Consider the following 20,942-nt stretch of genomic DNA (forward strand, 5'->3'; position numbering starts at 1 on the left):
GCGCCGGATGCGAAATGGCCCGCCGTGAAGCGGGCCATCTGCGTTAGTCGACGTCGGCGACTTCCGTCTCGGTGCCGTAGGCACGCTGGGCGAGCGTCGCCTCCATGAAGGGGGTCAGCTCGCCGTCGAGCACGTCGTCGGGCGCGGTGGATTCCACCCCGGTCCTGAGATCCTTCACCAGCTGATAGGGCTGGAGGACGTAGGAGCGGATCTGGTGGCCCCAGCCGATGTCCGTCTTGGAATCGGCCTCGGCCTGCGCCGCGTCCTCGCGCTTCTTCAGTTCGGCCTCGTAGAGGCGGGCGCGCAGCATGTCCCACGCCGTGGCGCGGTTCTTGTGCTGCGAACGCTCGTTCTGACACGCCACGACGATGCCCGACGGGATGTGCGTGAGGCGCACGGCCGAGTCGGTCGTGTTGACGTGCTGGCCGCCCGCACCGGACGAACGATAGGTGTCGACGCGGACATCTTTCTCGTTGATCTCGATGGTGATGCTGTCGTCGATCACCGGGTAGACCCAGATCGAGGCGAAGCTCGTGTGACGGCGCGCGTTCGAATCGAACGGCGAGATGCGCACGAGGCGATGGACGCCCGATTCGGTCTTCAGCCAGCCATAGGCGTTCTCGCCCTTGACCTCGATGGTCGCGGACTTGATGCCGGCCTCTTCCCCGTCATGATATTCGAGGGTGGAGACCTTGAAGCCGTTCTGCTCGGCCCAGCGCACGTACATGCGCAGGAGCATGGAGGCCCAGTCCTGCGACTCGGTCCCGCCCGCGCCGGCGTGCACTTCGAGATAGGCGTCGTTGCGGTCCGCCTCGCCCGAGAGGAGCGCGGCGATCTGCTTCTTGCCGAGATCCTTCTGAAGCTGGGCAAGGAGGCCCTCGGCCTCGGTCACGACGCTCGAATCGTTCTCCATCTCGCCGAGCTCGATCAGCTCGACGGCGTCATTGAGCTCCTGCTCGATGCCGTTGATGGTGTTGATCTGGGTTTCGAGGCGCTGACGCTCCTGCATCAGGCTCTGGGCGCGCGAGGCGTCGTTCCACAGCGAGGGATCCTCGGCGGCGGCGTTCAGCTCTTCGAGACGTTTGACGGCATCATCCCAGTCAAAGATGCCTCCTCAGCAGGCTTATGGCCTGCTTGATTTCGTCGACCAAACCTTCGGTCTCGGCTCTCACGAGAACTCACTCCTTGTCGCATCAGGTCGGGCGGAATCGCGTCCGCCCATGGGGGAGGACTTAGTACAGCCCGCCCGTCCCCGACAACACGGCGCGCTCCGATTCACGCGTGATGCGACGCTGGCGGGGCTGATTGTCGTTGAGACCGATGATGGAGAAGGTGTCGCCCGGCGCGGTGCCCGGCTTGAAGGCCTCCAGGATGACGCCGGGGCCCGAGCCCGAGACCTGGCGGCCGGAATTGCGGTCGATCGGGATGAGCTTGATGCCCTCCGGCACGCGGAACTCGATGCCCGGCTTGCCGCGCAGCGCGTTCTGCATGAACTCGAGGAAGATCGGCGCGGCGAGCTGACCGCCGGTCGACCCGCGGCCCATCGGCTTCGGATCGTCGTAGCCGATGAAGACGCCGGCGACGAGGTCGGGCGTGAAGCCGACGAACCAGGCGTCCTTCTCCTCGTTGGTGGTGCCGGTCTTGCCAGCGACGGGCTTGCCGAGCTGCTTGACGATCGTCGCCGTGCCGCGCTGGACGACGCCTTCCATCATCGAGGTGATCTGGTAGGCGGTCATCGGGTCGAGGACATATTCGCGATCGTCGATCACGGTCGGCGGCGGCTGGTTGCGCCAGGCGACGGCGGTGCAGCCTTCGCAGCGCCGGTTGTCGTGGCGGAAGACGGTGCGGCCGTGACGGTCCTGGATGCGGTCGATGAGGGTCGGCTGGAGGCGCTGGCCGCCATTGGCGATGATCGCGTAGGCGCCGACGAGGCGCTTCACGGTCGTCTCGCCCGCGCCGAGGGACATCGGCAGATAGAGGCCGAGATGGTCGTAGATGCCGAAACGCTCGGCGTACTCGGCGACGAGCGGCATTCCCATGTCCTTGGCGAGGCGCACGGTCATGACGTTACGCGAGCGCTCGATGCCGAGGCGCAGCGTCGCCGGGCCGTAGAACTTGCCGCCATAATTCTTCGGGCGCCACACCTCGCGACCCTTCACGATCTCGATCGGCGCGTCGAGGACGATCGAGGCCGGTGTGTAGCCGTTGTCGAGCGCCGCGGCGTAGACGAACGGCTTGAAGGACGAGCCGGGCTGGCGCCAGGCCTGCGTCGCACGGTTGAACTCGGAGTCGGCGAAAGAGAAGCCACCCTGGAGGGCGAGCACGCGGCCGGTGTGCGGGTCCATCACCAGGATTGCGCCCTGGATCTCGGGCACCTGGCGCAGGAGCCAGCGATCGGCGTCGCCCTCACGCTTCTCCACGTAGACAGCGTCGCCGGGACTCAGCACGTCGGTCATGCGGTTGATGCCGCGATAACCGCCGCTCTTCTCGCGCCGGCCGGAGCGCCAGGCGACGTCGGCCATCTCGATCCGGCCGCGCACGCGCTCGGTGGAGATCGCGCCCCACACCTCGCGCTTGGGCTGAAGGCCGATGATGGCTTCGCTGCCGTTGACGGAGAGGACGACCGCGACGCGCCATTCCGGCACGTCCGACAGCGCCTCGACGGAGGCGATCTTCGGTCCCCAATCCTCGGTCGGCGCAATTTCGAGCTGGCTGATCGGGCCGCGCCAGCCGGTCTTGCGAATGTCGATCTGGATGAGGCCGTCCATCAGCGACTTGCGCGCGAGGGCCTGCATCTCCGGGTCGAGCGAGGTGCGCACCGAGAGGCCGCCATCATAGAGGCTCTCGTTGCCGTAGAGCTCGATCAGCTCGCGGCGGACCTCTTCGGCGAAATATTCGGAGGCGAAGAGGTACTGCGACCGGGCGCGGGGCTTCACCTTCAGCGGCTCGGCCTGGGCCTGGCGTCGCTCCTCGTCGGTGATGATGCCGTCGAGCATCATGCGCTCGAGCACCCAGTTGCGGCGCTCGATCGCGCGCTCGGGCGCGCGGAAGGGGTGGTAGTTGTTCGGCGCCTTCGGGAGCGCGGCGAGATAGGCGGTCTCGGCGAGCGTCAATTCGTGGACCGACTTGTCGAAATAGACGAGCGCGGCGGCGGCGACACCGTAGGCGCCGAGGCCGAGATAGATCTCGTTCAGATAACGCTCGAGGATCTCGTCCTTCGAGAAGGCGGCTTCGATGCGCAGCGAGAGGACGGCCTCCTTCACCTTGCGCTCGTAGCTGACCTCGTTGGTGAGGAGGAAGTTCTTGGCGACCTGCTGCGTGATGGTCGACGCGCCGACGGGGCGGCTGTCGGTCCCGCGATTGCGCAGGTTGGTGAGGAGCGCGCGGATGATGGCCTGGGGGTCGACGCCCGAATGGTCGTAGAAGCTGGAATCTTCGGCCGACAGGAACGCGTCGCGAATGCGGGTCGGGATGGCCTGAATCGGCAGGAAGAGACGCCGCTCGCGCGCATATTCGGCGACGAGCGAACCGTCGGCGGCGTGAATGCGGGTCATCACCGGGGGCTCATAGTCCCGCAGCGAGTTCACACTCGGCAGGTCGTCCGACATCTGGGCAATGTAGATGCCGACACCCGCCGCGGCGATGAGGCCGAGGACGGATCCGAGCGAGAACAAAAAACCCAGGACGCCGACGAAGAATCTGAACACTACGCGCCTCCCGCACGGGTCACTTCAATTCGCCCATATGGGCGCACACCGGCCACCATCCACCAAACCCGCGCATTATACGCGAGTCCTGTTGCAAAGTCGCCGCAAGTCGTTCCGTCCCTCGCACTAATCAAAAAACGGCTGCGCCAGCAAGTTGCCTTGGCGCAATCGAGCCTCCCGGCCCCCTATTGGGTGGACGAAGAGGAGCCAATCGCCTGGGATTGTGCGGTTTCCCCAGGCTGTGTGGACACGAACTCGCGAATGGCCGCGGCGACGGCGCGACTCGCCTCCTCCTGCCAGGAGGGGTCGAGGAGCGACTTCGTGTCGTTCGAGTTGGTGAGGTAGCCGAGCTCCAGGAGCACGGACGGAATGTCGTGCGCCATCAGGACGCGAAAGCGGGCATAGCGGTGCGGGTGGGCGTTCATCCGCACCTTCGCCGACAGGCTGCCGATGAGATCCTCGGCGAAAGCGAAGGAGAAGGACTTCGTCTCGCGCCGCATGAAGTCGGCGAGGATGCCGCTCACCTCTTCCTTCAGCTCCGGCTCGATGGCGCCGGAGACCTCGTCCACCAGATTTTCCCGCGCCGCGAGGGCGGCCGCCTGTGAGTCGGAGGGGTTTTCGCTGAGCGTATAGACCGTCGCGCCGTGGACATAATCCTGCGGGGCGGCGTCGGCGTGGATGGAGATGAAGAGGTCCGCGCCATAGGCGCGCGCGATGCGGATGCGGCGGTTGAGGGAGAGGAAGCGGTCGTCGCCGCGCGTCATGCGCACGGTGATGCCGGGCGTCCCCTCGAGCTGCGCCCTCACCTTCTTGGCGAAGGCGAGCACGAGGTCCTTCTCGAGCATCCCCTCCCCGGTGCTCGCGCCCGGATCGATGCCGCCATGGCCGGGGTCGATGACGACGATGGTGCCGCCGGCGTTCGGCGTGACGGCGGGGTCCTCGTCCCGGTTCGCGCCGGTCGCGTTGCGGGCGGCGCGGGCGAATTGGGCGGGCTCGGCCTCCACGATGTCGAGCACCAGGCGGCCGGGTCGGCCCGCGAGCGAGGGCAGGAAGAACTGGCGGGACACCAGCGCGGGGGCCGCGAGGTCGAACACGATGCGGCCGGCGGTCGGCGTCAGCGCGCCATAGCGCCAGCCGCTGACGAGCCCGTCGGCCTCGGCCGGCGTCGCGACGTCGAACGACACGCGGTCGAGATCGATGACGAGACGGGGCGGATCCTCGACCGCGAAGACGCGGTGGGTTGGCTCTTCACTCATTTCGAGGACGAAGCGCGTGCCGTGCTCCAGCGGGGTGAAGCCGGCAGACGTCACCGCGATATCGGCCCGCGCCGGGGCGAGCATCACAAGCGACAGAAAAAGAATGGCCGTGAGCCGCCGCACGGGGACCTTTCGGAACAGCCGTTCGATCACCATCTCAACACAAGACCTCGTTCGGCGCGGCGGCGTCGCTCGGCTCGGGCTCGGACGACCGCCAGCTTGATCCAGTCTGCAAAAAGCGCATGAGTCCAGGCATCCCGGACCACAAAGCGTGTTGTGGACAACAATCTTTGCCGATAGGTTGCTTTCTGGTCACCTCGATATGATTCGAGTGGATCGAGAGCGCTAACCCGGCGCGCGGACTGTGCTTGCCCCCAATGCAGCGATGGATCGTCGCAGCGGTGCGAGTGCCAGCATGGTCGGCATGTTGAGGGAAGTGCGCGCCGGATGCGGTGTGGTCACCGCATGGCGCAGGAGACGACGGGCGAATGTCATTGGTGTTGGGCTTAGGACTGGCTGCGAACGGCACGGGGAAGACCCGGCGAGTTCGCGTCTCCGATCGCCTGCCGACGACGCTGTCCGATCAAGCCGGCATCGCCCCCCACAGCGTTCGCCGAGGCCGTCGGACCGATCCTTCCCCGTCACAACGTACCTCCACGAACATCCGGCACGCCCGTGCGAACGTGGAGTCTAGAGTTTTCCCCGTCGAGTCTGATCCCTCGCCTTCGGCGCCCAATTTGCCGACGACGGACGGTCTCACACCAATTCCGGCTCCCGCGATTTCGCGCGGAGCCTCATCGTCGGCGCCCCGGCCTTGGTCCGACCCTGCACACCGTGCGGGGGCAAGGCGCCTTATCTCCCAGACAAATCAGCCTCGCTCGAACGCGGTGAACGGCCTCGAAGGCCACCGCTCGCGAGGCTTGGAGTTTCTTCATGTCGAACAAAATGCTGATCGATGCCATCCACCCGGAGGAGACGCGCGTCGTCGTCGTGCGCGACAAGCGGGTGGAAGACTTCGACTTCGAGGCTGCTAGCAAGAAGCCGCTTCGCGGAAACATCTATCTCGCGAAGGTGACGCGGGTCGAACCGTCCCTGCAGGCCGCGTTCATCGAGTATGGCGGAAACCGCCACGGCTTCCTCGCCTTCAGCGAAATCCATCCGGATTATTATCAGATCCCGGCGGCTGACCGCGCCGCGCTCCTCGAAGCCGAGCGCGAGGACGAGGCCGACGAGCCGGCGCCGAAGGAAAAGCGCCGCCGCCGTTCCCAGCGCAACAAGAGCCGCGGCGAGGCGACGAGCGCCCGCGCCGAGCCGGCCGCCGCCCCCGCCGCCGAGGCGGCGAGCGAAGGCGACGAGCCCGAGATCGAAGCGGCCGCCGAGGCCGATGCGCCGGAAACCGATGCACCGGTGAGCGAGGCCGCCGCGGCACCAGAGGCGCCTGAGGCGCCCGCCGGGTTCGACGTCAGCGACGAGGCCGACAATGCCGACGCGCCGCCGATGCTGGCGCGCGCGATCGAGCAGGTCGAGGCGACGATGGCGGCCGACCTCGACGCCGCGTTCGACAACCCGATCCGCGACGCCGAGATGATCGAGCCCGCCGAGCCCGAGGCTCCGGCCGAGGCCGCCGCGCCGAGCGAGGCCGAGACGGCCGACGCCGCGCCCGCGGAGGAAGCGACCGCCGCGGCCGAGACGCCTGCCGAAGACGCCGCCGAGACCACCGAGGACGACACCCCGCCCGCCCCGCGCCGCCGCCGCACGCGCACCCCGCGCACCCCGCGCACCAAGAAGGCGGCCGACGGTCTCGCCGACCCGCAGGTCAGCGACGACGAGGATTCGGACGACGACAGCGACGATGACGAGGAGGCGAACACCGTCACCTCGCTCGGCAATTCGGATGTGATGGAAGAGATCCCGGAGCGTCGCCGCAGCAGCCAGCCGCGCCGCACCTACAAGATCCAGGAAGTCATCAAGCGTCGCCAGATCCTGCTCGTCCAGGTCGTGAAGGAAGAACGCGGCACCAAGGGCGCGGCGCTGACGACCTATCTCTCGCTCGCCGGCCGCTATTCGGTGCTGATGCCGAACACGGACCGTGGCGGCGGCGTCTCCCGCAAGATCACCGACTCGGCCGACCGGAAGCGTCTGAAGAGCCTCGTCGCCGAACTCGACGTGCCGGAGGGGATGGGCATCATCCTGCGCACGGCCGGCGCCTCGCGCACCAAGACCGAGATCCGGCGCGACTTCGAATATCTGCTGCGCCTCTGGGAGAGCGTGCGCGACCTGACGCTGAAGTCGATCGCGCCGGAGCTCGTCTATGAGGAGGGCAACCTCGTCAAGCGCGCGATCCGCGACCTCTACAACAAGGAGATCGACGAGATCCTCGTCTCGGGCGAGTCGGCCTATCGCGAGGCCAAGGACTTCATGCGCATGCTCATGCCGAGCCATGCGAAGAACGTGAAGCCCTATCGGGAGGCGACCCCAATCTTCACGAGCTACGGGATCGAGCCGCAGCTCGACGCGATGTTCTCGCCCCAGGTGACGCTGCCCTCCAAGGGCTACATCGTCATCAACCCGACCGAGGCGCTCGTCTCCATCGACGTGAACTCGGGCCGCTCCACCAAGGAGCATTCGATCGAGGACACCGCCCTCAAGACGAACCTCGAGGCGGCGGACGAGGTGGCGCGCCAGCTCCGCCTGCGCGACCTTGCGGGCCTCATCGTCATCGACTTCATCGACATGGACGAGAAGCGGCACAACCGCGCCGTCGAGAAGCGTCTGAAAGACGCGCTGAAGCTCGACCGCTCGCGCATCCAGGTGGGCCGCATCTCGCCGTTCGGCCTCCTCGAGATGAGTCGCCAGCGTATCCGCCAGGGCATGGTCGAGACCTCGATGGTGCCGTGCTCGGCCTGCGGCGGGACGGGCCATGTCCGCTCCACCCAGTCGGTCGCGCTCTATTGCCTGCGCACGCTTGAAGAGTTCCTGCTGAAGCAGTCCGACCATCACGTCACGATCAAGACGTCGGCCTCGGTGGCGCTCTACATCCTCAACCAGAAGCGCAGTCACCTGCGCGACCTCGAAAGCCGCTTCGGCCTCGAGATCGGCGTCGATGCCGACGAGGCGCTCGGCGGCCAGCACATGGAGATCGTGACCGGCCGCATCGTCGAGCGCACGCCCGAGGACGCGGCGCCGCCGACGACGCAGGTCGTGCCCGACGCCGTCATCCTCGACGAAGAGGACGAGGACGTGGTCGACGACATCGCGGAGGCGGCGGAGGAGAAGGAAGCCGCGACCGCGAGCGAGCCGAATGGCGAGCGCTCCTCGCGCCGCCGCCGGCGTCGCCGCCGGCGTGGCGGCGGCAATGGCGACGACACGCGGGCAGCCGACAACGGCGCACCCGTGGCGCGTGACGAGATGGGCGCCGAGGACGACGAGCCTGGCGACGAGTCCGACACGGAGACCGCCGAAGCGGCCGAGGCGTCCGACGAGGCGATGGATGCCGATGGGGACAACGGGGACGGGTCGGACGACGACCGCCGCGGCCGTCGCCGCCGGGGTCGCCGCGGTGGCCGCCGTCATCGTCGCGAGGGCGAGGAGTTCGCCCAGTCCGATGCGGAAGGCGGCGATGAGGGTGAGACCGTCGAGGCCGCCGGTAGCGTCCTCGAGGTCGAGATCACCGAGCCCCAGAGCACCGAACCGGCGAACGACGAGCCTGAGAGCGTCGAATCCGAGACGGTCGAGGTCGAGGCTACTCCGGCCGAATTGACCGAAGCGCCCGAGACCGCCGAGGTCGCGCCTGCCGAAGCCGAAATCGAAGCGGCGCCCGCCGAAGCGGCCGAAGAGGCTGCGGAGGAAGCCGCGCCGAACGGCGAGGCCGAGGAAGAGGTCACCGCCGCGGCCGAGCCCGTCGCGGAAGAGGCCCCGGCGCCCCAAGCGCCGAAGTCCGATGAACCGCCCGCCAAGCCGCGCGCCGGCTGGTGGCAGCGCCGCTCCTTCTTCTGAGCGAGCGCATCGATCCGGGGCGGCCAGGCTCGACCGGAGCTTGGCCGCTCTCCTGATTGTGACGTCTTGCGACAGCTCCTGACTTCAACCCGAGCCCGCGGCGCGCTACGGGATGTGCCGTCTATTGGGAAAGGCCAAGAATGACCCGCATTTTCGCCAGCCTCCTCGTCCTCGTGACGCTCGGCTTCGCGCCCGCCGCGATGGCCGACGAGGCGCCTCTGTCGCGCTCCGACGTGGAGACGATCGTCCGCGAGTATCTGCTCGCCAATCCGGAGGTGCTGGAAGAGGCTTTTGCCGCGCTGCAGACGAAGCGCCAGGAAGAGGCCGCCGTCGCCCGCACCGCCTCTCTGGAGCTCTATCGCGACGCCCTGGAGACGTCAGAGCACGGCGCCGTTCTCGGCAATCCGAACGGCGACGTCACCCTCGTCGAGTTCTTCGACTACAATTGCGGCTATTGCCGGCGCGCGATGGACGACCTCGACCGCCTGATCGAGGGCGACCCGAACCTTCGCGTCGTGCTGAAGGAGTTCCCGGTCCTCGGCCAGTCCTCGATGGAGGCCGCGGCCGTGTCGATCGCCGTCCTCAATGTCGCACCGGACGCCTATGCCGAGTTCCACGACCGTCTTCTCGGCGGCGAGGGGCAGGCGAGCGAAGATGTCGCGCTTCAGATCGTCTCCGACATGAAGCTGCCGCGCGACCAGATCACCGAGCTGATGCGCTCCGACAAGGTGCGCGACGCGATCCAGGAGAGCTACGAGATCGCGCAGGCGCTCGGCCTCTCGGGAACGCCGTCCTACGTGATCGGGGACAATGTGGAGTTTGGCGCGGTCGGCTATGACGCGCTGAAGCTGCGCATCAACGAAGCCCGCTGCGGCGCGACGTCCTGCTGACCCCCCACGGCGCGCCGGGTTCGACACTTCGGCGCGCAATTTCGATGGATCGCGCTTGCGATTGTCGAATTGTGTGGGTAGGCGAAACGGGTGTTGACGAGGCGCCGGCGTGCGTCGTTGCGAATCCTGCGCGGGTTCCGCTACTGGACGAGTGAACGGCGATCACCCAACTGTCTCGCAGCCGGTCGGCAGTCTTCGTCATTGGCGTCGCGCGACGTCGCGAATGCGGGGATTGATCGGTCGGCGGAAAGTTTACCGGCGTCGCGCATTCGTCGAACCGACGGGGCTGGCGGGACGTCCGTCCTAACCACCGGCGCGGCACTGGCTCGCGCGTTGATATGAGAGGGCACGGCGTGCCGGCGTCCAGCTGGCTGCGTTCATCCTTATGGCGAAAACCCCAACCATTGACGAAGCGGCGATCCGAACGCTCGCCGCGCTGCTCCACGAAACGGATCTCTCGGAAATCGAGGTGGTCCACGGCGACAGCAAGCTGCGCGTCGCGCGCAACATCGCCGCGGCCACCTACGTGCCGGCGGCACCCGCAGCGGCCCCTGCCCCGGTCGGATCCGCGCCGGCTGGAGCGGCTGCGAAGGGTGGCGAGGGCGCCGTCCTTTCGCCCATGGTGGGCACCGCCTATCGCAGCCCGGAGCCGGGCGCACGCGCCTTCGTCGAGGTCGGTGACACCGTTCGCGCCGGCCAGGTCGTCATGATCGTGGAAGCGATGAAGACGATGAACCAGATCATTGCCGAAACCGCCGGGACCGTTCGCGAGATCTTCGTCGAAGACGGGCAGCCGGTGGAGTATGGCGAACCGCTGCTGGCGATCAGCTGATGTTCAGCAAAGTCCTCATCGCGAACCGCGGTGAGATCGCCCTGCGCGTGCTGCGGGCCTGCAAGGAGCTCGGCATCGCCACGGTCGCGGTCCACTCCACGGCCGACACGGACGCCATGCACGTCCGCCTCGCCGACGAATCGGTCTGCATCGGCCCGCCCCAGGCCGCCGAGAGCTATCTGAACATCCCCTCGATCGTCGCCGCGTGCGAGATCACCGGGGCCGAGGCCGTTCATCCCGGCTACGGCTTCCTGTCCGAGAATGCGCGCTTCGCCGACATTCTGGAAGCGCACGGCATCGCCTTCATCGGCCCGACGGCCGACCAGATCCGCACCATGGGCGACAAGATCGAGGCCAAGCGCACCGCGGTGGCGCTCGGCCTTCCGGTCGTCCCCGGCTCCACCGACGCGATCCGCTCCGACAAGGAGCTGCTGCGCGTGTGCGAGGAGATCGGTTATCCGGTGCTGATCAAGGCCGCCGCCGGCGGTGGCGGACGCGGCATGAAGATCGCGCTTTCGGCCGAGGACGTGGTCCAGGCCGCCGCGAGCGCGCGCGCCGAGGCGAAGGCCGCCTTCGGCAATGACGATGTCTATATCGAGCGCTATCTCGCCACCCCGCGCCACATCGAGATCCAGGTTCTCGGCGACGGCAAGGGCGATGCGGTGGCGCTCGGCGAGCGCGACTGCTCGCTCCAGCGCCGGCACCAGAAGGTGTGGGAAGAGGCCCGCTCCCCGGCCCTCGACGAGGCGCAGCGCGAGAAGATCTACGAGACCTGCGCCGACGCCATGCGCAAGATGAAATATCGCGGCGCCGGCACGATCGAGTTCCTGTACGAGAACGGCGAGTTCTTCTTCATCGAGATGAACACCCGCCTCCAGGTCGAGCATCCGGTCACCGAGATGATCACCGGCATCGACCTCGTCCACGCGCAGCTTGCCATCGCGGCCGGCGGCTCACTCGGCATCAAGCAGGACGAGATCCGCTTCCAGGGTCACGCCATCGAGTGCCGCATCAACGCGGAGCATCCGCAGACCTTCATCCCGTCGCCGGGTGTGATCACCCACTACCACCCGCCGGGCGGTCTCGGGGTGCGCGTCGATTCTGCCGCTTATCAGGGCTACCGAATCCCCCCACATTATGACAGCCTGATCGGCAAGCTGATCGTTCATGGCAACACCCGTGCGGAGTGTCTGATGCGGTTGAGGCGGGCGCTTGATGAATTCGTGGTGGACGGCGTGCAGTCGACGCTGCCCCTCTTCCGGGAGCTGATCGACCACCCCGACATCGCCAATGGCGACTACGACATCCATTGGCTGGAGCATTTCCTCGCCAAGGACGCCGCTGCGTGACAGGCACGCAGGACAATATCGTCCTGGAGATCACGCCGGAGGTTTTGCTGAAGGCGTACGCCTGCGGAATATTTCCGATGGCGGAATCGGCCGAAGACCCCGGCCTTTATTGGATTGAACCAGAGCGGCGGGGCATCCTGCCGCTCGATTCATTTCATGTCCCCCGCCGCCTCGCCCGCCTCGTCCGGCAGGACCGGTTCGATGTGCGGATCGACACATCCTTCTCCGCCGTGCTCGACGGGTGCGCCGCCCCCGCCCCCGGCCGCCAGCGGACCTGGATCAACACCCGCATCCGCCAGCTCTACACCGCGCTCGCCGAGCGCGGCCGCGCCCACTCGGTCGAAGTCTGGATGGGGGACGAGCTCGTCGGCGGCCTCTATGGCGTGCGCCTCAAGGGCGCGTTCTTCGGGGAATCGATGTTCTCGCGGGTGCGCGATGCGTCGAAGGTGGCGCTTGTCCACCTGACGGCCCGGCTCAAGATCGGTGGGTTCGCGCTGCTCGACGCGCAGTTCATCACCGACCACCTGACCCAATTCGGCGCGGTCGAGATCAGCCGGCGCCAATACCAGACGCACCTCGATCAGGCCCTCGCCGTCACCGACGCGAGCTTCCCGACGGCCCCGCTCTCCGGCGCACAGATCCTCGCAGCGCTCGGCACCCAAGCCGACGACTGACGGACTGCCACCCAGGCGACGGCCCGCCTCCGCGTGGCTCAGTCTTCGATGAGATCGGGCGGAGTCTCGTCCACCTCGGGCGCGGCGCGGAACGGCTTCGGACGGGGCATCCCGACCCAACCTTCCGGCCGCTCAATGATGCCGAGCGGATCCTGCGCGTACTTGTCGTCCTGGAAACCCGGCGGCGGCTCGACGCTCGAGGCGAGCGCGCAATCCTTCAGCCACACGTCATAGACGGGATGGTCGACCGCGTTGAGGCCAGGGCTCGCGGCGAACATCCAGCCGGTGAAGATCCGGCGGATGTGCGAATCCAGCGTGATCTCATCCACCTCAGCAAACACCATCGTGTTCGGCTCTTCGGTGGGCGGCTGGGTGAGACAGGTGCGCGGCGTCACCCGAAGGGCACCGAACTGCACGGTCTCGTTGATATAGACGTCGAAGGAGATGATCCGGCCCGTCACCTTGTCGAGACCGGAGAAAACGGCGATCGGATTCTCGATCGGCGCGGCGCGAACCGGGGTGATGGCGACGCCCACCACAAGGGCGCCCACGATCAGCGGAAGCGATTTCAAGTTCATCCGTTCCCTGGGCCTCACACGGCGCGAGCAATGAAGCGCAGCCGCACATAGTCGGCCGCCCAACGCCCCTCCTCGTCGCGCAACGCGTGGGACAAGAGCTCCTCCACCTCATACAAGAGGATCGGCGCCTTGTCCCCCGCGGCTTCGAAGAAAGGCGCGCGAAAGGTCCGGACCCAACCGCTCATTCCGCTCGGCAGCGGGGTCGGACGCGGGATCAATGCGATCCGCTCCACCGAGAACCCGTTCTCGCGCAGGATGTTCCCGTAGCTCTCCGTCGAGGGGAAATACCACGGCGCGGCGAGCGCCGGATCGATGCCGTGCTTCTGGCCGATCGCGCGCAGCGCCGTCACGATGGCGGCGACATTGCCCTGCCCGCCCATCTCCGCGACGAAGCGTCCGCCGTCCTTCAATGCGCGGCGGACACCGCGGACGACGTCCACCGGCCGCAGCATCCAATGAAGCGCGGCGTTGCTGAAGACAGCGTCGAACTCGTGGTCGAAGGCGAGCGCCTCGCCGTCGCCGACCCGCGCGTCGATGCCGCGGGACTGCGCCGCCTCCACGAAGGCGGCGCTGCCGTCGAGCCCGACCACGTCGGCGCCCGCGGCGGCCAGCTTCTCGGTCAGCGCGCCGTCGCCGCAGCCAAGGTCGAGGATGCGCTCGCCCGGCCGCGGATCCAGCCATTCTAGGACGCCCGCCCCGAGATCGGAGACGAACCGGGCGTTCCGCTCATAGGTGTCGGCCGACCAGACCTGCCCTTCGACACCGCTCATCGCAGCACTCCTTGCGCTCCCGCCCTCAACCGCGCGCATCCCGGCCAGCCATCAGACCGCCGGGTCCAGCCGTTCGATCGCGGCCCGCAGGCGGACGAGCCGGGTCTCCGCCTCCTGGCGCTTTTCGCGCTGCTCCTCGACGGTCTCGACATCCGCCTTCTCGAGGAACTTCTCGTTGGAGAGGCGCCCGTCGATCTTGGCGATGTCCTTCTCCAGGCGTGACAGTTCCTTGGCGAGCCGCTCCCGCTCGGCGTCGATGTCGACGAGGCCGGCGAGCGGCAGGCAGACCACCACGTCACCGACGACGGACTGCGCCGAATGCGGTGGCGCGACGTCGGAGACGCTGACCGAGGCCGCGCGCGCCAGCCGCCGGATCGCCGCCTCGTGCCGGGTGAGCCAGGCCTCATGGTGCCGCGACGCGCCGACGACAACGATATCGGCCTCGAGCGAGGCGGGAACGTTGGATTCGGCCCGCACCGAGCGGACGGACGCCACGAGTTCCAGGATGAAGTTGATCTCGGCCGCCGACGTCTCGTCCTCGAGCCCGGCCTGCGGCCAGCGCGCATGGACGAGCAGCGTGTCGCGCTTGATCCCCGACTGCTCGGCCGTGATCTCCCAGAGCTCTTCCGTGAGGAAAGGCATGAACGGGTGGAGAAGCTTCAGGATGACGTCGATGACATAGGCTGTCGTCGCCTGGATCTCGCGCTTCTCGTCCGTGTCCGGCCCCATCAGGATCGGCTTCACGAGCTCGACATACCAGTCGCAGAAGGTGTTCCAGGTGAAGCGGTAGATCGCGGCCGCCGAGTCGTTGAAGCGGAACGCCTCGATCCCGGCCGTCACCTGCTGCTGGGCCCGGTTCGCCTCGGTCAGGATCCACCGCGACAGCGTCGTCTCCGCCTGGTTCGGATCGAAATTCGGGTCGATCCGGCAGGCGTTCATGTCGGCGAAGCGCGTCGCGTTCCAAAGCTTCGTCGCGAAGTTGCGATAGCCCTGGACGCGGGCCTTCGCAATCTTCACGTCGCGGCCCTGGGCGGCCATCGCGGCGAGGGTGAAGCGCAGCGCGTCGGCGCCGAACTCGTCCATGAGTTCGAGCGGATCGACCACATTGCCCTTCGACTTCGACATCTTCGCGCCCTTCTCGTCACGGACGAGGGCGTGGATGTAGACCGTCTCGAACGGCTCGCGATTGAGGAAGTGCATCCCCATCATCATCATCCGGGCGACCCAGAAGAAGATGATGTCGAAGCCCGTCGACAGGACGCTGGTGGGATAATAGCGGCGCAGCTCCGGCGTGCGCTCGGGCCAGCCGAGCGTGGAGAACGGCCACAGCGCCGAGGAGAACCAAGTGTCGAGCACGTCCTCGTCGCGATAGAGGACGATCGAGCCGTCATCCTCCCGCTCCCAGGCCGCAAGCGCTTCCGCCCGCTCGGCGAACGTCACCGAGGCGCCATAGTGGATCTCGGCGGCGCGCCGCACGTCGGCCTCCGCCCGCTCGACGAAGATCTTCCCGTCGGGCCCGTACCAGGCCGGGATCTGGTGACCCCACCAGAGCTGACGCGAGACACACCAGGGCTGGATGTTCTCCATCCAGTCGAAATACGTCTTCTCCCAGTTCGCCGGGACGAACTGCGTGCGCTTCTCGCGCACGGCATCCATCGCCGGCCCGGCAAGGCGCTTCGCGTTCACATACCACTGGTCGGTAAGGAAGGGCTCGATCGGCACGCCGCTGCGGTCACCGAACGGCACCTGGTGCACGTGCTTCTCGATCGTCTCGAGATAGCCGAGCTCCTCCATCCGTGCGACGATCCACTTGCGCGCCTCGAACCGGTCGAGCCCGTCCAGCGCGTCGACGAGGTCGGCGACCGCCGTTGCATCGAGCCCCTCGAGGAAGGCCGCGTTGTCGCGCAGCGTCACAGAGGCCTGCTCGTCGAAGATGTTGATCAGCTCGAGCTTGTGCCGCTTCCCGACTTCGAAATCGTTGAAGTCGTGCGCGGGCGTGATCTTCACCGCGCCCGTGCCCTTCTCGGGATCGGAATAGGTGTCGCCCACGATCTCGATGCGCCGCCCAACGAGCGGGAGGATCGCATCGGTGCCGATCAAGGCCTGATAGCGCTCATCGTCCGGATGAACCGCGACGCCGGTATCGCCCAGCATCGTCTCGGGCCGCGTGGTCGCGACGACGATGTAGGTCGACGGATCCTCGGGATTGAACGTCTTGCCCGCGAGCGGATAGCGGAAATGGACGAGCTCGCCGGCCACCTCCTTGGATTCCACCTCGAGGTCGGAAATCGCGGTCAGGAATTTCGGGTCCCAGTTCACCAGCCGCTTGTCGCGGTAGATGAGGCCCTGCTTGTGGAGGCGGACGAACACCGTCAGCACCGCTTCTGACAGGCCCTCATCCATGGTGAAGCGGTCGCGCGACCAGTCGCAGGACGCGCCGAGGCGGTCGAGCTGGCCCTTGATCGCCCCGCCGGATTCCGCCTTCCACTGCCACACCCGCTCCAGGAACGCCTCGCGCCCCATCTCGCGTCGCGTCGGTCCTCCCTCGGCGGCGAGCTGGCGCTCGACGACCATCTGCGTCGCGATGCCGGCATGGTCGGTGCCCGGCTGCCACAGCACGTCCTTGCCGCGCATGCGCTCGAAGCGGACGAGCACATCCTGCAACGTATTGTTCAAGGCATGGCCCATGTGGAGCGAGCCGGTCACGTTCGGCGGCGGGATGACGATGGAGAAGCTCTCCGCGTCACGCTCCGCGCCGGCGCCGGCCCGGAAGGCCTCCGCCTCTTCCCACACATTGCGAATGCGCGGCTCAATCGCCGCCGCGTCGTAAGTCTTGTCGAACATCTTGCTCACCCTTGGGAGGTGTGCCTACGGCCCCCACGCACCCCCCGTCAATGCGAACAGTCGCAATGGCGCGCGCTCTTTGGCCTGAGCGCGCGCCATTCGCCGAGCTGGCGCATCCAGTTGGCTGGTATCAGGCATATGGACCGCCTGATCGCAAGATGAACCTGTCGTCAGATCGCTCAGGCGCGTGGCAGCCGTGCAATCACGCGCAGCCCCCCGAGCGGTGAGGGCTTGAGGCGCAGGGCCCCACCATAGAGCTCGACGAGCTCTGAGACGATGGAAAGGCCAAGCCCGCTCCCCGGCTTCGATTCGTCGAGCCGCTTGCCGCGCGACAGCACCGCGACGCTCTCCTCCTCGGACAGGCCCGGACCGTCATCATCGATGGTGATTTCGAAATAGCGCGCGGCCCCTGCGCTCGCAGGCTTCGCTTCGCTGTTGCGCACCTCGATGACGACTTCGCTCTCGGCCCACTTGATCGCGTTGTCGACGAGGTTGCCGACGATCTCCTCGAGATCCTGCTGCTCACCGGCAAACCGCACCTGGTCCACGACATCGAGATGCACGATCACACCGGACCGCTCCGCTAGCCGCGCCATCGCCCGGTGCAGCCGCTCCAGCGCGGGCGAGACGTGCGTCACCGTCCCGATGACGCGCTCCTTCGCCGCCATCTGCGCCCGCTCCAGATAGTAGCGAACCTGCCGCTGCATGATCAGCGCCTGCTCACGCACCGACCGGGCGAGCGAGGTGTCGTCGTGCCCCGCATCATTCAGGAGCACGCTGAGCGGCGTCTTCAGCGCATGAGCAAGATTGCCCACATGCTGGCGCGCGCGCTCCAATGTCGCGTGATTGGAATCGATTAGCTGATTGAGCGCCTCGGCGACCGGCGCGATCTCCAGCGGATAGCGCGTGCCGACATAGCGGCTCCGCCCCTCGTGGATCGCCTGCAGCTCCGAGCCGAGCTGCTTCAGCGGCCGCAGGCTGATGCGCCACTGGATGAAGGTCGCCGTCACGAGGATCATCGCGAACATGCCGAGATAGATCGCGAGGCGCTGCGTGAACCGCGCCGTGTCCTCCTCGATCGTCGCCGCGAGGCCGCCGATCAGCACGTTGAACCACTGCCCGTCCTCGAACGCCACGCGCCGCGCGACGATCCGCAGCGTGTCGCCGGTCGGCCCCTGCCCGTAGGTCTGGAGGAGCATCCCCGGCGCCGTATCGGCGAGATCGGGCGGAATCTCGATCGTGTCGCCCGCGAGCGATTCGGAGGTCTGCATGACCGTCCCGGTCGCGGCATCCGTCACCACCCAATACCAGCCGGAAAAGGGCAGCACGAAGCGCGGCTCGCCGAGGTCGGGCGGAATGTCCTGGAACATCCGCTCCGACATGTCGGCGAGCTGCCCGATCAGGATCGACAGATAGACATTCAGCGTGTCGTCGAATCGCTTCTCGACGCTCTCGCGGAACGCCGAGGTCAGCACCAGCCCGGTCGCAATGAGCGCGAACGCGCTCCACCCGAGCGAGGTGAGAAGCAGGCGTGCGGAGAGGGATTTAAGCCGCATTCTCAGGCGCGGTCACCCGGTAGCCGAGGCCACGGACCGTCTCGATCACATCCACTTTGAGCTTCTTGCGCAGACGCCCGATGAAGACCTCGATCGTGTTGGAATCGCGATCGAAATCCTGGTCGTAGAGATGCTCGGTCAACTCGGTGCGCGACACGATCCGCCCCTGATGAAGCATCAGATAAGCGAGGACCCGGTATTCGTGGGACGTCAACTTCACCATCATCCCGTCGACCGTCACCCGGCTCGCCCGCGCATCGAGATGGACCGGCCCGCAATGGAAGTCGTTGGTGGCGTTCCCCGCAGCCCGGCGGATCAGGGCACGAAGGCGCGCAAGTACCTCCTCCATGTGGAACGGCTTCGACACATAGTCGTCCGCCCCGGCGTCGATGCCGGCCACCTTGTCGCTCCACCGGTCGCGCGCCGTCAGCACCAGGACAGGCATCGAGCGCCCGTTGCGCCGCCATTTCTCGAGGACCGTGATCCCGTCCATCTCCGGCAGGCCGAGGTCGAGAACCACCGCATCATAGGGCTCGGTGTCGCCGAGATAGTGCCCCTCTTCGCCGTCGAAGGCCGTGTCCACCACGTAGCCGGCGCCCTTCAGCGCCTCCACGAGCTGACGGTTCAGATCGCGATCGTCTTCGACAACAAGAAGCCGCATCGAATGTCTCCCCTCATCGCAACGTCTGCCCGCTCTGGGCGTCGACGACATGGCCCACAACGCGCCCGTCGCGACCCAGGACCGTGACCTGCCATACGAGGCCGCCGCCACCATGGCAAAGACGAAGGCGAAGCACCTTGCCCCCGAGACGATTTCCCAACCGCCCCGGACGAATCGCCTGGCCCGAGTTCACCGCCTTGCGCTGCTCTTCGCGCGACAAGCACTGCCCCTGCGCCGCGACCGAGGGAAGCTCGATCAGCGGCGGAACCAGTCCCATCCAAAGAGCAACAACAACCAGTGCGAGACGCATCATCGAGCGTTAGGAAAGACTCCGTGTATGGCGCATGAATGGGTGCGCGCAGTCAGAAGGTTGCTCATCGATAGCAGATTGCGTCACCGCCGCTGCGTCGGCCGGGCACACAAAGCGGTCCAAGCCGCGTTGTGACCGCGCACCTGATGCACGGTCTCAACAGTATCGGCCTCCGACCACCCGATCGGACCGAACGCGCGGCACGAGACGTCAGTCCCGCCTGTACCCGTCGTCTGGCAACCGGCCGCCAGCAGCGCCACCACCATGGCTGATGGCATCGCGACGCGCCGCGAGCGCCTTTTCGATCCGCGCATTCTCGGCCTCCATCCGTTTCACGTCACGTTCCACGAGGATGCGCGCGACGCGCTCCTGCGCCGCCGCCCCCTCCGTCCACTTCCCGAGCTGGTAAGCCGGCACCGTGGCGAGCAGCGCCCCGAGCCCCATCCCGACGGCCGCGCGCCAGCCGAGAAGGGCGACAATCCGAACCATGAGCGTCAAAGCCGATCCTCCATCACAGGCCCCTCCGCACGCCGGATCGCGAAGCGCCACAACAGGAAGCCGCCAAGCCCGGCCGCGAGCAGCGCGAAGAGGACGAGGCCAAGCACCGTCCCGTCATTCAGCGAGCTCACATCCTTGGCGATCTGCACGCCGGTGCTCGTCACCGCCCCGGCCGTCACGATCGCGCCAGCCCCCGCGATCGGCGCGGCGGCCTGCGTGGCGGTCGCCTTCTTGGCATCGCGCTCCCGGCGCGCGGCAACCGCCGCATCGAGCGCGGCAAGCGTCGCGGGATCCGCAACGCCGTCCGCGAGCAGCCCGCGACGCGCCTCGAAGCGCATCAGCGCGTCGCGCGTGCGGCCGCCGAACTCGCCATCCACCTCGAGCGCATAGTTCAGGACATTGAGGTTGCGCTGGAGCGCGGCGACATCCGACCCCGTCGCCCCGAGCCGCAGAAGCCGCGCCCCAAGTGCCCCCTCCACCGCGATCGTCCCGGCCGACGCCGGCGGCATCGCCCCCGGCGGCCAGCGGATCCCGTCCGGCAAAATGGACGCGGTGCGGAAGACGGAGCGCGTCACCCGGTCCCCGACATTCCCGTTGACGATCGCAATCGTCCCGTCGCGCCGAACCTCCTCCACGATGCCCACATGGCCGTAGAGCGGGTTCGCCCCGCGCGGAAACACGACGATCGCCCCCGGCACCGGCCGCGAAAGGCGAGTGCCGTACGTCGTGAAGGACCGCGCGAGCGCCGACCGCGTCGACGGATAGCCCGAATGGACGAGCGCGGCATTCACCGCGACCGCACACCAGGCGTCGTCATCATTGTTCCACCAGCCGATCCCCGCCTGCCGTCCCCATTCGACGATCAGCGGGTTGTGCTCCGGCCCCGGTATCTCAGCGAGCCCGATGTGATGAGCGAGATAGTCAAGCCACGGCACCCGTTCGTGCATCACGCCATCCTTCTCCCTTGAGGCACAAAAAAAGCCGCCCAGCGGCGGCCCGTCGACGGCAAGACGATCCCGAA

16 protein-coding genes are annotated in these 20,942 nt (G+C 67.2%); 5 read left to right on the plus strand and 11 right to left on the minus strand.

All coding sequences use genetic code 11. The annotated features are described in order from the left end of the window. Positions 1-43 precede the first annotated feature (43 nt). The 3 genes from prfB to DBV35_RS15155 form a co-directional block, all read right to left on the minus strand. A protein-coding gene (gene prfB / locus DBV35_RS15145) for a peptide chain release factor 2 (protein WP_205648694.1) occupies positions 44-1,172 on the minus strand; the annotation gives its coding sequence in 2 pieces (ribosomal slippage) (positions 44-1,102 and positions 1,104-1,172; 1,128 coding nt in all). A 60-nt stretch (positions 1,173-1,232) separates the two neighbouring features. Next, on the minus strand, positions 1,233-3,707 hold the full coding sequence (locus DBV35_RS15150) for a penicillin-binding protein 1A (protein ID WP_245943961.1): 2,475 nt from the start codon (positions 3,705-3,707) through the stop codon (positions 1,233-1,235). Positions 3,708-3,892: 185 nt separating this feature from the next. Next, the gene (locus tag DBV35_RS15155; RefSeq protein ID WP_170134948.1) at positions 3,893-5,086 is read right to left on the minus strand and encodes an N-acetylmuramoyl-L-alanine amidase; all 1,194 of its coding nucleotides are present in this window, start codon (positions 5,084-5,086) and stop codon (positions 3,893-3,895) included. Positions 5,087-5,896: 810 nt separating this feature from the next. Between DBV35_RS15155 and DBV35_RS15160 the strand changes: the two genes are divergently transcribed. The 5 genes from DBV35_RS15160 to aat all read left to right on the plus strand — a co-directional run bounded on the left by DBV35_RS15160 (position 5,897) and on the right by aat (position 12,704). After that, positions 5,897-8,959: an Rne/Rng family ribonuclease gene (locus tag DBV35_RS15160; protein WP_108661156.1), complete on the plus strand. Its 3,063-nt coding sequence runs from the start codon at positions 5,897-5,899 to the stop codon at positions 8,957-8,959. Between the two features lie 140 nt (positions 8,960-9,099). Then, a complete protein-coding gene (locus tag DBV35_RS15165; RefSeq protein ID WP_108661157.1) occupies positions 9,100-9,849 on the plus strand; it encodes a DsbA family protein in 750 nt (249 codons plus the stop codon). Between the two features lie 385 nt (positions 9,850-10,234). Beyond that, positions 10,235-10,681 (plus strand): acetyl-CoA carboxylase biotin carboxyl carrier protein, encoded by a 447-nt coding sequence (accB, locus tag DBV35_RS15170; protein WP_108661158.1) that lies wholly within the window; start codon positions 10,235-10,237, stop codon positions 10,679-10,681. Continuing rightward, positions 10,681-12,030, plus strand: a complete 1,350-nt coding sequence (accC, locus tag DBV35_RS15175; RefSeq protein ID WP_108661159.1) for an acetyl-CoA carboxylase biotin carboxylase subunit — start codon at positions 10,681-10,683, stop codon at positions 12,028-12,030. The genes accB and accC overlap by 1 nt, the downstream gene beginning before the upstream one ends. After that, positions 12,027-12,704 (plus strand): leucyl/phenylalanyl-tRNA--protein transferase, encoded by a 678-nt coding sequence (gene aat, locus DBV35_RS15180; RefSeq protein WP_108661160.1) that lies wholly within the window; start codon positions 12,027-12,029, stop codon positions 12,702-12,704. Before accC ends, aat begins: the two co-directional genes overlap by 4 nt. Positions 12,705-12,742: 38 nt before the next feature. On the opposite strand, the gene DBV35_RS15185 is transcribed toward aat, so the two are convergent. The 8 genes from DBV35_RS15185 to DBV35_RS15220 form a co-directional block, all read right to left on the minus strand. Further along, the gene (locus DBV35_RS15185; protein ID WP_425428477.1) at positions 12,743-13,276 is read right to left on the minus strand and encodes a DUF2155 domain-containing protein; all 534 of its coding nucleotides are present in this window, start codon (positions 13,274-13,276) and stop codon (positions 12,743-12,745) included. 20 nt (positions 13,277-13,296) lie between these two features. Further along, a complete protein-coding gene (locus DBV35_RS15190; protein WP_108661162.1) occupies positions 13,297-14,052 on the minus strand; it encodes a class I SAM-dependent methyltransferase in 756 nt (251 codons plus the stop codon). Positions 14,053-14,103: 51 nt separating this feature from the next. Further along, the gene (locus tag DBV35_RS15195) at positions 14,104-16,896 is read right to left on the minus strand and encodes a valine--tRNA ligase (RefSeq protein WP_108661163.1); all 2,793 of its coding nucleotides are present in this window, start codon (positions 16,894-16,896) and stop codon (positions 14,104-14,106) included. Between the two features lie 179 nt (positions 16,897-17,075). Next, complete coding sequence (locus DBV35_RS15200; RefSeq protein WP_108661164.1) at positions 17,076-18,452, minus strand: ATP-binding protein; 1,377 nt, start codon at positions 18,450-18,452, stop codon at positions 17,076-17,078. Beyond that, the gene (locus DBV35_RS15205; protein ID WP_108661165.1) at positions 18,442-19,113 is read right to left on the minus strand and encodes a response regulator transcription factor; all 672 of its coding nucleotides are present in this window, start codon (positions 19,111-19,113) and stop codon (positions 18,442-18,444) included. Before DBV35_RS15205 ends, DBV35_RS15200 begins: the two co-directional genes overlap by 11 nt. A 13-nt stretch (positions 19,114-19,126) precedes the next feature. Beyond that, entirely contained in the window at positions 19,127-19,426 is a 300-nt protein-coding gene (locus DBV35_RS15210; protein ID WP_170134949.1) for a PepSY domain-containing protein, read from the minus strand. A 207-nt stretch (positions 19,427-19,633) separates the two neighbouring features. Beyond that, entirely contained in the window at positions 19,634-19,921 is a 288-nt protein-coding gene (locus DBV35_RS15215; protein ID WP_108661167.1) for a hypothetical protein, read from the minus strand. Beyond that, complete coding sequence (locus DBV35_RS15220) at positions 19,918-20,868, minus strand: C40 family peptidase (RefSeq protein ID WP_108661168.1); 951 nt, start codon at positions 20,866-20,868, stop codon at positions 19,918-19,920. The genes DBV35_RS15215 and DBV35_RS15220 overlap by 4 nt, the downstream gene beginning before the upstream one ends. Positions 20,869-20,942: the final 74 nt, after the last annotated feature.

This window comes from Acuticoccus kandeliae, from assembly GCF_003073115.1.